Annotated in this window: 11 protein-coding genes and 1 tRNA gene; 7 read left to right on the top strand and 5 right to left on the bottom strand. The window is 31.6% G+C overall.

The window, feature by feature from the left end; genetic code table 11:
• The first annotated feature begins 12 nt into the window (after window positions 1–12).
• The gene (locus B2741_RS08980) at window positions 13–2,901 is read left to right on the top strand and encodes an alpha-amylase family glycosyl hydrolase (RefSeq protein WP_291137820.1); all 2,889 of its coding nucleotides are present in this window, start codon (window positions 13–15) and stop codon (window positions 2,899–2,901) included.
• 296 nt (window positions 2,902–3,197) lie between these two features.
• Window positions 3,198–3,464 carry a hypothetical protein gene (locus B2741_RS08975; protein ID WP_291137817.1) on the top strand — a complete coding sequence of 89 codons (267 nt, stop codon included), beginning with the start codon at window positions 3,198–3,200 and terminating at the stop codon, window positions 3,462–3,464.
• A gap of 13 nt (window positions 3,465–3,477) precedes the next feature.
• Here the strand turns inward: B2741_RS08975 and B2741_RS08970 are convergent.
• The 3 genes from B2741_RS08970 to B2741_RS08955 all read right to left on the bottom strand — a co-directional run bounded on the left by B2741_RS08970 (window position 3,478) and on the right by B2741_RS08955 (window position 5,021).
• Window positions 3,478–4,175 (bottom strand): IS1 family transposase gene (locus B2741_RS08970; protein WP_422653598.1). Its coding sequence is split into 2 segments (ribosomal slippage): window positions 3,478–4,001 and window positions 4,001–4,175, totalling 699 coding nucleotides; the frame shifts between segments, so codons are not numbered across the junction.
• 311 nt (window positions 4,176–4,486) lie between these two features.
• Entirely contained in the window at window positions 4,487–4,678 is a 192-nt protein-coding gene (locus tag B2741_RS08960; RefSeq protein WP_291137809.1) for a hypothetical protein, read from the bottom strand.
• Complete coding sequence (locus tag B2741_RS08955) at window positions 4,665–5,021, bottom strand: hypothetical protein (RefSeq protein ID WP_291137806.1); 357 nt, start codon at window positions 5,019–5,021, stop codon at window positions 4,665–4,667. Before B2741_RS08955 ends, B2741_RS08960 begins: the two co-directional genes overlap by 14 nt.
• Window positions 5,022–5,107: 86 nt before the next feature.
• Here B2741_RS08955 and B2741_RS08950 point away from each other — a divergent pair, with 86 nt between their 5' ends.
• Both B2741_RS08950 and B2741_RS13095 read left to right on the top strand, forming a co-directional pair.
• Window positions 5,108–5,965, top strand: coding sequence for a hypothetical protein (locus B2741_RS08950; protein ID WP_291137803.1), 858 nt, complete (start codon window positions 5,108–5,110; stop codon window positions 5,963–5,965).
• A 218-nt stretch (window positions 5,966–6,183) separates the two neighbouring features.
• Window positions 6,184–7,827, top strand: coding sequence for a recombinase family protein (locus B2741_RS13095; RefSeq protein WP_414655307.1), 1,644 nt, complete (start codon window positions 6,184–6,186; stop codon window positions 7,825–7,827).
• Here B2741_RS13095 and B2741_RS08945 read toward each other — a convergent pair.
• Window positions 7,781–7,860, bottom strand: a tRNA-Leu gene (locus B2741_RS08945). The genes B2741_RS13095 and B2741_RS08945 overlap by 47 nt on opposite strands.
• A gap of 166 nt (window positions 7,861–8,026) precedes the next feature.
• Between B2741_RS08945 and B2741_RS08940 the strand changes: the two genes are divergently transcribed.
• The 3 genes from B2741_RS08940 to pth all read left to right on the top strand — a co-directional run bounded on the left by B2741_RS08940 (window position 8,027) and on the right by pth (window position 10,331).
• Complete coding sequence (locus B2741_RS08940; RefSeq protein WP_264548338.1) at window positions 8,027–8,968, top strand: ribose-phosphate pyrophosphokinase; 942 nt, start codon at window positions 8,027–8,029, stop codon at window positions 8,966–8,968.
• A gap of 49 nt (window positions 8,969–9,017) precedes the next feature.
• Window positions 9,018–9,620: a 50S ribosomal protein L25/general stress protein Ctc gene (locus B2741_RS08935; protein WP_291137798.1), complete on the top strand. Its 603-nt coding sequence runs from the start codon at window positions 9,018–9,020 to the stop codon at window positions 9,618–9,620.
• Between the two features lie 144 nt (window positions 9,621–9,764).
• Entirely contained in the window at window positions 9,765–10,331 is a 567-nt protein-coding gene (gene pth / locus B2741_RS08930; RefSeq protein ID WP_291137905.1) for an aminoacyl-tRNA hydrolase, read from the top strand.
• A gap of 45 nt (window positions 10,332–10,376) precedes the next feature.
• On the opposite strand, the gene B2741_RS08925 is transcribed toward pth, so the two are convergent.
• On the bottom strand, window positions 10,377–13,691 hold the full coding sequence (locus tag B2741_RS08925) for a reprolysin-like metallopeptidase (protein WP_291137795.1): 3,315 nt from the start codon (window positions 13,689–13,691) through the stop codon (window positions 10,377–10,379).
• Window positions 13,692–13,730: the final 39 nt, after the last annotated feature.

The raw sequence follows: 13,730 nt of genomic DNA, 5'->3' as shown, positions 1-13,730 counted from the left end.
ATCAATTAGGCTATGAAAAAAACAATACTTACATTTTTACTTTTATTCACAATTGCGGCAAGCGTAGCTCAGGTCACAATAACACCCAGTAGTTTCAATGTCACAGATCAAATCACTATTACCGTTTCTACTGCAGCTCAAGGATGTAATTTAATAGGAACAAACCCAACAAAAGTTTACATGCATGCAGGAATTGGAGACGACAGTAATGCGTTTGGATTTAGCGTTATAGGCAACTGGGGGCAAGACGATAGCGTTGGTTTAATGACTAATAACGGAAATGGCACATGGAGTATTACCTTAACTCCTAGTACTTACTTTGGTTTAAATGCTACTCAACAGGCTAATACCACAAAATTAGGAATGGTTTTTAGGAATGCCAATGGAAGCCAAACTTTAAAACTACCTCCATCTTGTGGTGATTTTATATTTAATGTTGGTACTTTTCAAGTTAACTTAACAGCTCCCGCAAACAATAGTAGTACAATTATTAACTCTGGTGGTAATTTAAATATTGCAGCTACCAATACAGGTGGAAATGCTAACTATAACTTAAAAGCTAACGGAATTAGTATAAATACTAATACAACATCAAGTTACACTTTTAATCATACCAACATCACCACAAACACAAATTATGAATTAGAAATAACCATTGGAACATCAACAATTACAAGACGTTTTGCAGTTATTGTAAATCCAGGAAGTACAGCACAAACAATTCCTGTAGGCTTAGTCAATGGAATTAATTACAACACCTCAGACAACACAAGAGCAACACTAGTTTTAGAAGCTCCAGGCAAAGATTTTGTTTATGTTGCAGGTAGTTTTAACAATTATACTCCTGATACAAACTTTGCAATGAAAAAAGACCCTTCAACGGGTAAATTTTGGCTAGAACTAACAGGTTTAACACCAGGTGCTGATAATACCTATCAATATTGGGTCGTTGACCAAACACCAATTGCAAACTCTCCTTCATTAGTAAGAGCGGCTGACCCTTATTCCACATTGGTTTTATCTCCTTATGACGATCCGTGGATTCCTAGTAATACTTTTCCAAATTTACCAATTTACCCAAGTGGACAAGAACGTGAAGTTACTTGGTTCAAAACTGGAACTGCTCCTTACAATTGGCAAGTAACAAATTTTACAAAACCAAGTAAAGATAAATTAGTCGTTTACGAATTATTAATTCGCGATTTTGATGCCGATAGAAACTATCAGAATGTAATTGACCGAATTCAATACTTTAAAGATTTAGGTATTAATGCTATCCAATTAATGCCAATTATGGAATTTGAAGGAAATGAAAGTTGGGGATACAACACCGCATTTCACATGGCATTAGATAAATTTTATGGAACTCCAGAAAAACTAAAAGAATTAGTCGATTTATGCCATCAAAATGGTATCGCAGTTATCCTTGATATTGCTTTCAATCATGCATTTGGTAGAAATCCAATGATTAGAATGTGGATGAATGACCCTGAGGGAGATGGATGGGGTGGTCCTGCGAGTGATAATCCATATTTTAACACTACTGCAAGACATAGTTACAGCGTAGGAGATGATTTTAATCACGCTTCTTCTTTAACTAGAAATTATGTAAAACAAACTATCAAACATTGGATAACAGAATATAAAATTGATGGATTTCGTTGGGATTTAACTAAGGGATTTACACAAAACTGTAGTGGTGGTGATGACGCTTGTACTAATGCTTATCAACAAGACCGAGTAGATATTCTAAAAGAATATGCCGATTATTCTTGGAGCTTAGATAACGACCATTATGTAATATTTGAACACTTAGGATCTGACAATGAAGAGCAACAATGGGCAAACTATAGATTAGGAGAAGGAAAAGGAATTATGATGTGGGGAGAAATGTTTACGCAGTATAAAGAACTAGCTATGGGATTCGCTACTCAAAACATTTCTAGAATGGGACACGATAGTCGTGGTTTTACAGGAAAAAGACTAATAGGGTATCCTGAAAGTCATGATAAAGATAGAATGATGTATGAAGCTATCACCTATGGAAATGGCGGAGGATCAGCACCAGTAAATGGTAATCTTACTAATGCTTTATCAAGAATGGGAGCTCTGGGGGCTATGAGTATTTTAGTACCTGGTCCAAAAATGATTTGGCATTTTGCCGAATTAGGAAACAATCAATCTATTTATACTTGTGCTAACGGCAGTGTAAATGATGAAAGTGCCTTTTTCCCTGGCGATTGTAAATTAGACACAAAACAACAAGTTCAATGGACAGAAAACTGGTTAACAGATACCAGAAGAACAGCTATTTTAAGTGATTGGTCTAAATTTATTAAACTAAAAACTATTGAACCTGTATTTAGTTCTGATTTTACTATTAGTCCAGACGGAAGTAATATTCGTCAAAGATTATACATATACAATAATTCATATCCAACAACTCAATTAAGAAATGTTGTTGTTATTGCTAACTTTTCTGTCGGAAATCAAAACATCAATCCAAATTTCCCTACTGATGTCTATACATATCCTATGACGTGGTATAATTTAATGGACAATACCCCAATAACAATAACAAGTCCAACAGCAACAATTACTTTAACCCCAGGACAATTTCGAGTTTATGGAAACAAACCGTCAACATTATCATCTAATGATTTTGAAGTTATTAAAAATGAGATTGTAATTTATCCAAACCCTTCAAAAAACAGTTTTGCTCTTTCAGCAGATGTTACTCTAGTCGAAGTTTATAACATTACAGGGCAAATAATTAAATCGTTTAAAAATGCAATATCAAATCAGCAATTAGATATTACAGACTTAGAAACAGGAATTTATTTAATCAAATTAACAGATAGTAACGGTACAAGCCAATCAAAGAAATTACTAAAAGAATAAATTTATAGTTAGTTAAGAAAAAGCCACTTGAAATTCAAGTGGCTTTTTTAATTCTATCTAAAAATCTTAACTTTTTTTGAACTTTCAGTCTTGATAAAATAAATGTACAATATTTTTATTAAAAAATTCAAACATTTAGAAAACTCTTTTTTTGCTCTAGTAGTAACTTAAACAAATTATATTTATTCTTGATAAAAGAAATGAAAACTCACAAAAGAATCAGCTAACAAAAATGAGAACTATTTAAAAAAGGTTGTAAATAAGTTGGAATTTCTGAAGAAGTTGAGGGAGCAATAATGGACGAAATAATAACTGAAAAAGATTGCAAAAAAGAAATCATTTATAGGAAGAAAACAGGAATATATAAAAAACATGAGTTAGTTAGCTCCCACATTTGTAGACGTTCTTTTGCAACTAACTTGTATGGAAAAATTGACACATTAACCATTATGAAAATAACAGGACATAAAACTGAAGCTCAATTTTTAAGCTATATTAAAATAACTCCAAAAGAATATGCTGAAAAACTGAAAGCCTACTGGAAAAATGCACCTAAGATTTAAAACAAATATCGAACTATCCCCAAAAATAAATCCTTAAAACACATTGCAACAATATAAAACTTTTTGAAAAGCAAATAGTTTTCCTGTTCAGGCGTTTTAGATGAGTTCTTAATGAAAGGTTTTTTCTTTCTATATGATTTGTACCAAATGGCTTTGTATTGTGTACAACATTATTTAGTAATGACTTATAATGTACTAACTTATCTGTATAAATTGTTTTAGGATTAGACAACAATAACGTATTAGTTACATATTGCAATGTTCTTTTAGTTCTTCTGCCAATGCTAAAATTTACAACTTGTCTTGTTTTTCTTTCCAAGGCATAGACAATCCAAATTGGTTTTTCTTTGTTTTTTATAAACGTTCTGATCTCGTCAACTTCATAGGTTTTGTGTTTAAAAATAGGTTGGCTAGGGATTTTCTTAGCAATTGCGATTATTCTTTTCAATAAGGTAGTTGTCGATATTTTTAAAATTCTTGCTGTGCTTCGTATACCCAATCCTTCTTTTGTAAATTGAACAATTCTTTTGTTTACCTATTGATATAAGCTTTATAAGTATAAAAATCTATGAATCTATTTTTACATGATTTACAAATATATTGTTGTTTTTTGTTTGCTGTAAAACCGTTTTTGATAACATGATTTGAATTACAACTTGGGCAAATTTTGTTATCACTAAATCTGATACACGAGGTTTCATTTTTTATCATTTTCTTAGATTTAAGAGCTTTAAACATAAAAAAAGATGAACTATATAGCTCATCTTTTTTACAATTATTTTTAATTTTTGTTGATTATCAATTTGTTAAACATCAAAAAAGTGCTCATCACTAAATCTGAAACATTACCAACATCAAAAAAGTGCTCATCACTAAATCTGAAACATTACCCAGTTGTATTAATACATATCTAAACATTTTAAAACGTATTAATACGTTTTAAAACATAAAAACTAACTAGGTATCTATCAAAAAAAACACTTCGCTGAAGAATTTTTTTGAAGCATTTAATTTAATATTGATTAATTTTTATAAAAAACACATCTTTTTTTACTTTCTTTAGCTTCATTATAAGCTAGTATAGCAGTAATTATTAAAGTAGTTACTATTATACCTAAAAAATAATTCTTCTTCTCTAGAACATTATTTTTCTCAACTAAATTTTCATAATCTTGACTATTGTCAATAATCATAACATCTCTAAAATCTACCATCTCTAATTATTATTATGTTAGTATCTTTTTCTTTAAAATATATAAATTCATAAATTGCATTTGCCCACCTATTATCATACTTTGCTGTATGATTGAAAACATTAAAGAAAAAACCTTTGCCTTCAAGAATTTTCTCATCTATTTCTATTCTATCTTTAACCTTTAAAAGTTCAAGCAAAAGCATATGATTGCTATGAATTTTTTTATCTATAACTGCTCTTCTCTCTCTCAATTCATTTGCTTGTGCATTGTGATAATCAGTTTTGTTTTTTGAGTTAGCAAAAACCTGATTTCTTCGCTTTGGAATAAACTCTTCTTTAGTATATGGATCTATCTTTTTCATAATTAACCATTTATATTTTTGCTAAATTAAAAAATATTTATATATTTACCAAATGGTAAATATTTTTATTTAAAAGTTACAACAAAATGAATAGTATCGTTTATAAAGAAATTGGTGAAACTCTTGACAATAAAAGGCTTCTTCCAAAAGACATAAATATTTCTTCGAGACAAATTAATTATTGGAAAGAAAGAAAAATTGTCCCTTTTTTTGAGAAAGAAAAAAAAGGGTTTATGAATATGGCAGAGGCTTTATGGTTAATGATTATTAATGAGCTATCAAACATTGGTATTGATTCAAAGAAACTTGAAAAACTTTCTTATGATGTATGGGAAAAACCATTTTACGAGAAATATGCTGATAAGGTATTTGAATTCCATCTTAATAAAAAAGGAGATTCGTTAAGTGATGAAGATAAAGGTTGGTTAAAACATTTCTTGGAAAACGAACATATTATGGTTGATGTTTTTAGAAGAGTAATAAATCCATTTACAGATTGTATCAAAGATTCATTAATTTCAAACAGAACATTGTATTCATTTATCTATTGCCCAAATAAAGAAGAATTTATATTTTCTAAATCGGGATTACAATTGAATTCTGACCTTAACAATATTTTCTATGGAAAAACAGTAATTTCTATTCCGTTCCTTCCACATTTATCAAAATTGATAGGTTTAGAAATTGATAAAATTAATGATGATATTGAATATTTAACCAATGTAGAAAATATCATTCGAAGGACACTTGTTTATGACAAGCCAAAACTAATGGAAATAGAAGTATTAGTAGATGGTAAAAAGAAGATTTGTAAAATAACAGAGAGTCATAAAAAATCAGAAGAATTGGCAAACTTTTTCTTAAACACAAAACTTCCAAATGGTTCAAAAGTAACTATTGAAACTAGAAGCCAAGGAAATTACAAAGTAACAGTAAAATCATAATTTATGAGAATTGTAGAACTTACTCGGTTCCTGATGAATCAGCCCGTTTTATCTTTATCAAGATATGGGCCAGGAAGAAAATCAAAGTGGTTGCAATAAGCAATTACTTAACCCAGAAATAATAAAAAAACACATAACTAACGTTGACGAGGAAAATCTATATGAACTTTCATTGCAACTTTATGAATTCACAAAATTAATTTTAGAACAAATAAAAGATGAAAACTAAAAACCTTCAACTTAAAGACTTTTTTGGAACATCAGTTTGGTCGTATACAAGAGTTTCTACAAAAGAGCAATTCATGAATAATGGAAGTATAGAAACTCAAGTAAAAAGAATAAAAAACTTTGCAAAAGAAAATGGACTTAATATAACTGACGAATTTGATGCAGAATATGAAAGTTCAAAAAAAATTAATACACAAAGTACTTTAAAAGAGCTTATAAATAAGCTTAAAAAAACGCATTACTCAAAACGACCAAAAATAATCTTAATCTGGTCTCCAAGTAGGTTTGGCAGGGCTGGTGCTGAGCATATTCAACTTTTTGTTAGTCTTAGAAAGGAGTTTAATGTGTATTTGTATTCTGTAAGTACGGGTCATAACACCTTTAACGAAAGAGCTGAAAACGAATTTTCTACTCAGCTTCTTTATGCTCAGAAAGAAAACTTCAACAGACAAGACACAATTATTCCAGGATTAATTAACTCACTTAATAATGGCAAACTATTTGGAAGAACACCGAAAGGATATGATCATTATGGACCAAGAGTAACAAATCCTGAAAAAGTTCAAGCTAAACAAGAAATCAAAATCAATAAAGAAGGATTAATTTACAGAGAAGCTTTTAAAAAGAAAATTTACGAATCATACACAGATAAACAAATCATTGAATGGTTGTCGTCAAAAGGCATTAGAATGGCGTATCAATCATTATCAAACATGTGGAGAAATGAATTTTATGCAGGTAGAGTTTGTAACTCATTATTAGATGATACTTATATTAAAGGAAATTGGGAACCATTAATTTCAAAAACTGAATTTAATAAGCTCCAAAAGATTATTAATGGTACAACTAAAATTGGAATTGAAAAGTTAAGTGGTAAAATAGAAACACCATTAGTTCCAAAATATTTAATTTGTGGTGATTGCAATAATACAATGACATCCTATAAAAACAAGAAGAAAAATTTATTCTATTATAAGTGCAATTCTTGTAATAAAACTGCTAATGCAGAAACCAAACCAAGTTCAAACAGCGAAGGTGTGAATACTGCTTTTTTAAAACTAGTAGATAATTTTAAACTTAGTGATAATCTTAAAGAATTATTTATTGAACAAGTTAAAGTAATTCTAGAAGATGAAAAAGATAATTCAAAAGACAAGAAAAGAATATTGACATCAGAGATAAATGATTTAAAAGAGAAAATGGATTTAATAGAGTATAGATTTGCTGTGAATGAAATTTCAAAAGATATTTTTGAGAGACAAAATCAAAAATTAAAAGAGTCTATGAATCAAAAAATGATTGAAATTGAAAATTTACCAACAAAAAAATCTAACCAGGAAAAAGCCATAAAGTATTTTACAAAAATCGCTGTGAACCCTTCTGAATTCTATGAAAACCTAGAATACAACCAAAAGAGAGTATTACAAAAATTACTATTTCCCGAAGGTTTACAATATTCACTTAAAAACAAAGAATATCTAACCTCAAAAACAGGGGCTTTGTTCGAATTAACTAATTGTTTTTCAAATACTTATGGTGACAAAATAAAAAAGACTTATCAAGAAAATCCTGATAAGTCTCATTTAGTACCCGGAGTGGGAATCGAACCCACACACCTAAGTACACGAGTTTGAGTCGTGCGCGTCTACCAATTCCGCCATCCGGGCAATGGGAAATGATGGTTAAATCATTAAGTGGGTGCAAATGTAAAAAATATTTCTGCAATTCATAAAAAAATAGTTAAAAATATCCTTTCAGAGTTCGATTTTATTTCTAAATTTGCACCTCGTTAACACGACACAACACTAACTAACTACTAAACAATAAATTAACATGCTGTATCAAGAACCAGAAGCAAAAATTTTTGCATGTTCTCAGAGTGTGTATTTAGCCGAACAAATTGCTGAAAAGTATGGTGTTCCGCTAGGTAAGATTACGTTCTCTAAATATAGTGATGGCGAATTTCAGCCTTCTTTTGAAGAGTCAATTAGAGGATTGCGCGTTTTCCTAGTTTGTTCTACATTTCCAAGTGCAGACAATTTAATGGAATTATTATTGATGATAGATGCTGCAAAAAGAGCATCTGCTAGACATATTACCGCGGTTATTCCTTATTTTGGTTGGGCAAGACAAGACAGAAAAGATAAGCCAAGAGTGCCAATTGGAGCAAAATTAGTTGCAAAACTATTAGAAACTGCTGGAGCAACCCGAATTATGACCATGGATTTACATGCCGATCAAATTCAAGGTTTCTTTGAAAAACCGGTAGATCATTTGTTTGCTTCTACAATCTTTTTGCCTTATGTGAGAAGTTTAAATTTAGAAAATTTAACGATCGCTTCTCCGGACATGGGAGGTTCAAAAAGAGCATATGCTTATTCTAAATTTTTAGAATCAGACGTTGTAGTTTGCTACAAACAAAGAAAAAAAGCAAATGTAATTGACACTATGGAGTTAATTGGAGACGTAAAAGGAAGAAATGTTATCTTAGTTGACGACATGATTGACACCGGAGGCACATTAGCAAAAGCTGCCGATGTAATGATGGAAAAAGGAGCATTAAGTGTAAGAGCAATTTGTACGCACCCTATTTTATCTGGTGAGGCATACGAAAAAATTGAAAACTCTCAATTATTAGAGTTAATTGTTACCGATTCAATTCCTTTAAGAAAAGAATCAAACAAAATAAAAGTAGTGAGTTGTGCTCCATTATTTGCAGAAGTAATGCACATGGTTCAAAACAACAACTCTATCAGTGGTAAATTTTTGATGTAATCAAAAGCAACCACCTTAATAAGTATTTATTAATTATATATATTTTACAATGAAATCAATTACGATTAAAGGATCAGAAAGAGAAAACGTAGGTAAAAAGGCAACTAAAGCCGTACGTGATGCTGGAATGGTTCCTTGCGTTATCTACGGAGGAAATCAGCCAGTTCATTTTGTTGCAGACGAAAGAGCATTTAAAGATTTAGTTTACACTCCAAACGCACACACAGTTGTAGTTGAGTTAAACGGAACGTCTTACAATGTAATTATGCAAGACATTCAGTTTCACCCAGTTTCTGACAAAATTTTACACATTGACTTCTTCCAATTAAGTGACGACAAAGAAATCGTTATGGAAGTGCCAGTTAAAATCACAGGAACTTCTCCAGGTGTTTTATTAGGAGGTGTTTTACGTTTAAACCAACGTCGTTTAAAAGTTAAAGCTTTACCTAAAAACTTACCTGACTTTGTTGAAGCAAGTATTTCTGAATTAGAAATGGGTAATAAATTGTATGTGACTAAATTAGAAACAAACAATTTCAAATTAATGCACCCAGACAACACTGTTGTTTGTCAAGTAAGAATTTCTCGTGCTGCAATGAAAGCTGCTCAAGAAGCTGCAAAAGCAGAAAAAGGTGGAAAAAAGAAAAAATAATTTCTTTACAAACTATAAAAAAGAAGCATCAGTTTTACTGGTGCTTTTTTTATGCTTTCAACTTTCTAAACTTTGCACTACTTTTACATCATGAATTGGTTTTTAACTCTATTTAAGAAAAACAAACAAGAAGACACTATTCCAATGAAGAAATTCTTAATTGTTGGGCTTGGAAACATTGGCTCAGAATACACAAATACGCGACACAATATCGGTTTTAAAATTTTAGATTATATTGCTAATCAGGAAGGAATTTCATTTCAAACAGTAAAATTAGGTGAAGTTGCAGAGCTAAAAATAAAAGGAAGAACCTTACTTTTATTAAAACCTAATACTTACATGAACTTAAGCGGAAAAGCGGTAAAATATTGGTTAGAAAAAGAAAATGTTGAAAAAGAAAATATGCTGGTTATTACCGATGATTTGAATTTAGCTTTTGGAACTATCCGAATTAAAACTAAAGGAAGTGATGGCGGTCATAACGGACTTAAGAACATTCAATTATTATTAAACTCGACTGAATACCCACGTTTTCGATTTGGTATCAGTGATGCCTTTAAAAAAGGGCAACAAGTCAACTATGTTTTAGGTGAATGGGACGCAGAAGAAAAAGAAAAATTAAAAGAACGACTTAAAATAAGCTCAGAAATAGTAAAATCGTTTGCGTTAGCAGGATTAAACAACACAATGAATACTTATAATGGAAAATAAAAAAGGGAAGCTAATAGCTTCCCTTTTTATATAAATACTATTCAATTATTGAACTACAATTTTCTTAATTTCTTTTCTAGCTCCATCTTGCACAGTTACAAGATAAACTCCAGATTGAACATTACTTAATTGTAAATTCTCATTAAACAAGCCACTATTTGTATAAGATTTCGAATAAATTTCTCTACCTCTAATATCATGAACATTCACTTTAATTTCACCAGTGTTAGAAGTAAACTGAATATTAAAATTACCATTATTGGGATTTGGATAAATAATCAAATCTGAAATTTTAATTTCATTATCATCAATACTTAAAGGCTGAATTGTACAGATATTCAAACTCCAACTATTAAGCGATCCTCCATCTTGGTTAAAACTATCTAAGATTCTTAAAGTCCAAGTTCCTGTTGAATTTTGTCCATTAAATGCCGACAATAATTGAGATGACCTAACCGTTCCTGAAATACCTGGATTAGTCCCACAAACAACATTTGAACCAGAATCGTCAAAAGTAGCATTAATGTTTAGAATACTAGCACTTGTACAAGGCTGAGCAAACAATTGAACTTGAGTTCCTGAAGGCGAAATTAAAGTTGCCGTCATATCATTAATCCATGTATGAGAAACATTCATAGTTATATTAACATCACTTATTAAGCCACCAGATGGTATATTTAAAGTGGAGTTAATTGTTACATTAGCCGTTGTAGGAATTGTTAATGGAACATTTGTTGAAGCTACCGTACCAGGACAACTAACAACTCCAGTTGTAAATCTGTATTCAGGACCAAAAGTTCCACTACAAGCAGAATTCTTAGGCAGAACTCTCCAATAATATGTTGTTCCCTCTAAAAGTCCTGAAACAGCATAACTAGTTGTTGTTGAATTACCACTTGAAATAATATTAGTAAAAGCCAAATCTGTAGCAACTTGCACATCATAAGATGCAGCATTACTATCAGCTACCCAAGTTAAGTTTAAACTTACCCCTTGACCTACAGAATTATTCGCTGGTGAACTCAATGTTGTTGCAGCAAAGTTAGAATTCAATAAATCAAGATAAAATGGCGCTGTTTTCGTAACAGCACCAGAAGTAGCGGTTACATTAAGGCTATAAAAACCTGGCGTTACTCCTGTTGTATTTGACACAGTCATTGTAACAGTTCCAGAAGCAGACATAGATGTAGGTGAAAATACAACAGATGTTCCTGGTGGATTTCCTGTAACACTAAATGTTGTTAAACCACTAAATCCTGCTAAAGCATCATATTTAATAGTATACGAAACCGAAGATCCTTGACAAATAGCTTTATTTTGCTCTCCTTCAACACCATTAAATGAAATTGCCATTGTACTTGCAGGAGCAGTAATTGTAAAATTAGTATTGGAAACATCAAAAAATATGTTATCCCACCCTTTTACCATAATTCTATTAGTTGTTCCAGTATTATTAGGAACTGTAATTGTTTCCGAACCATCGTTAGGAACTTTACTTGCTAATAAAATTGGGAAACTTGTTCCTCCATTAGTAGATAAATAAATATCAACAAATTTTGCGTTTACACCATTTACATCTGTTCCAGCAACATTCCAAGTAACATTTTGATTTGTACCCGCTTGCCATGACACTACTGTATTAGGTACATTTACAACAAAAGGCCCAGCAACTCCATTTACAGTTACTTTCATCAAATCTGTTGCAGTTTGTCCAATACCAGAATTATTATCTCTAACGGTCAATGAAAAGTTTAAATCTCTAGCCACAGATGGACAAACTTCCCATGTATTAGATGTGGCTCCCGTTAATACCGTAGCCATACTTGGCATATATCGAATTGGCGAGGAAGTACCCCAAATAGACCTAAACATAGGGCCAGCGGCTCTTGTTGCTACTGGCGCTGCCGTAGTATTAGGGTTTTGTGGGTCATTTTGCTCCCAAGTATAAGTTATAGGGTCGCTTTCAGGGTCTGTACCTTGACCGACTAACATAAACGCTGTTGATCTTGGAATTACATAATCTCTACCAGCATTAGCTGTTGGAGGATTATTAGTTAAATTTGTCATTGGCAAAGTTGGTTGACTTACTCCAAACTTTACATTCTCCATGATATCTCTAATATTTACATACGCAAAGTAAGCATCACTAGCTCCTTGAACATTCGTATTACAAATACCAGCATATGCCATAATTGTTGATCCAGAACCAGGTTCAACTTCTGTCAAACCACTACCTGAACGACATCCAGAACTACTTTGAGTGTGATATCCTCCAAATTGATGACCCATTTCATGTGCTACATAATCAATATCAAAAGGATCTCCAGTAGGATTTGCACGACCTGTCATACCCGTACCTTTATGAAATCCTCCAAAAGGATCGTTACTTGTACTACAAACACACCCTATACAACCTGCATTACCTCCTCCAGATGTGTTGAAATTATGACCAATATCGTAATTATTAAATCCGATATTAGCATCTATAGTAACACCTGTTTGATCGTTAAACTCTCCATTCCAAGGATCAGAATTTGTAGCTCCAATGTAGATTACAGCATCATTATTAGCCACAAAAATCATAGTAATCGCTAAATCATTTTCATAAACACCATTAACACGAGTCATAGTGATTGCCATTTGGGCTTGAACCCTACCTTTTTGAGTAGCAATAGGGTCTCCGGTATTTCCTCTAAACAGATTACCATATTCCGCAGTACATGATTGAGCTAATCTATAAGTTCTTAAAACCCTATCATCTGTATCTGCTCTAAACATAGCATTTGCTCTTCTGTCACTCTCCAATGACGGCAAATGAGCTCCTTCTGAAGTTAAACACTCAAACGATTGTCCATCACCTATAAGGCTTGCTCTGTTATAGATTATATAATTTTGGGTATCTTCTGTATAAGGATCAATAAACGCAGTACTTTTTCCTGCTGACAAAGTCATACTATGTAAACCAAATTCTGTAACAGAAAATCTTGCAGTAGCAGTAACATCATCAATGCCTTTTCCAACATATGATTTTATAGTTGGAAATTTCACTGCTAATCCAGGCTCCATAATAGGTGTTTCTAATACACGGAAACTTTCTAGTTGTCCATCTACATTTGGCAACTGAATAATAACATTTGAAATACCATGAAATTCTCCTCTGACTGGAGCATTTCTTAATTGATTTTTGAAATTTTGAACATCTAATTTCCATAATTTATACTCTTGTGGAAAAGAGGCTCTTTTAACTTTTGGTTGATTCTCAATAGAATTTTCATCTATTTGCTGCCACAAAGATTTGCTTTGTGCCTTTAAAACAAAGGAAGAAAATACCAAAACAACAATTAGTAATAGTTTTTTCATTGGGGTTAAGTTTATGATTAATAAACAAATATAAATTTT

The organism is Flavobacterium sp. UBA7663, from assembly GCF_002483315.1.
In the GTDB taxonomy this organism is placed as follows: Bacteria; Bacteroidota; Bacteroidia; order Flavobacteriales; family Flavobacteriaceae; genus Flavobacterium.
The sequence above is the reverse complement of the archived record's forward strand: the minus strand, read 5'-3'. Positions and strand labels throughout refer to the sequence as shown.

Bases quoted from the DNA above. Each gene is read 5' to 3' on its own strand.
- B2741_RS08980 (WP_291137820.1), top strand. From the start codon at position 13: ATGAAAAAAACAATACTTACATTTTTACTTTTATTCACAATTGCGGCA.
- B2741_RS08975 (WP_291137817.1), top strand. From the start codon at position 3,198: ATGGACGAAATAATAACTGAAAAAGATTGCAAAAAAGAAATCATTTAT.
- B2741_RS08960 (WP_291137809.1), bottom strand. From the start codon at position 4,678: ATGGTAGATTTTAGAGATGTTATGATTATTGACAATAGTCAAGATTAT.
- B2741_RS08955 (WP_291137806.1), bottom strand. From the start codon at position 5,021: ATGAAAAAGATAGATCCATATACTAAAGAAGAGTTTATTCCAAAGCGA.
- B2741_RS08950 (WP_291137803.1), top strand. From the start codon at position 5,108: ATGAATAGTATCGTTTATAAAGAAATTGGTGAAACTCTTGACAATAAA.
- B2741_RS13095 (WP_414655307.1), top strand. From the start codon at position 6,184: ATGAAAACTAAAAACCTTCAACTTAAAGACTTTTTTGGAACATCAGTT.
- B2741_RS08940 (WP_264548338.1), top strand. From the start codon at position 8,027: ATGCTGTATCAAGAACCAGAAGCAAAAATTTTTGCATGTTCTCAGAGT.
- B2741_RS08935 (WP_291137798.1), top strand. From the start codon at position 9,018: ATGAAATCAATTACGATTAAAGGATCAGAAAGAGAAAACGTAGGTAAA.
- pth (WP_291137905.1), top strand. From the start codon at position 9,765: ATGAAGAAATTCTTAATTGTTGGGCTTGGAAACATTGGCTCAGAATAC.
- B2741_RS08925 (WP_291137795.1), bottom strand. From the start codon at position 13,691: ATGAAAAAACTATTACTAATTGTTGTTTTGGTATTTTCTTCCTTTGTT.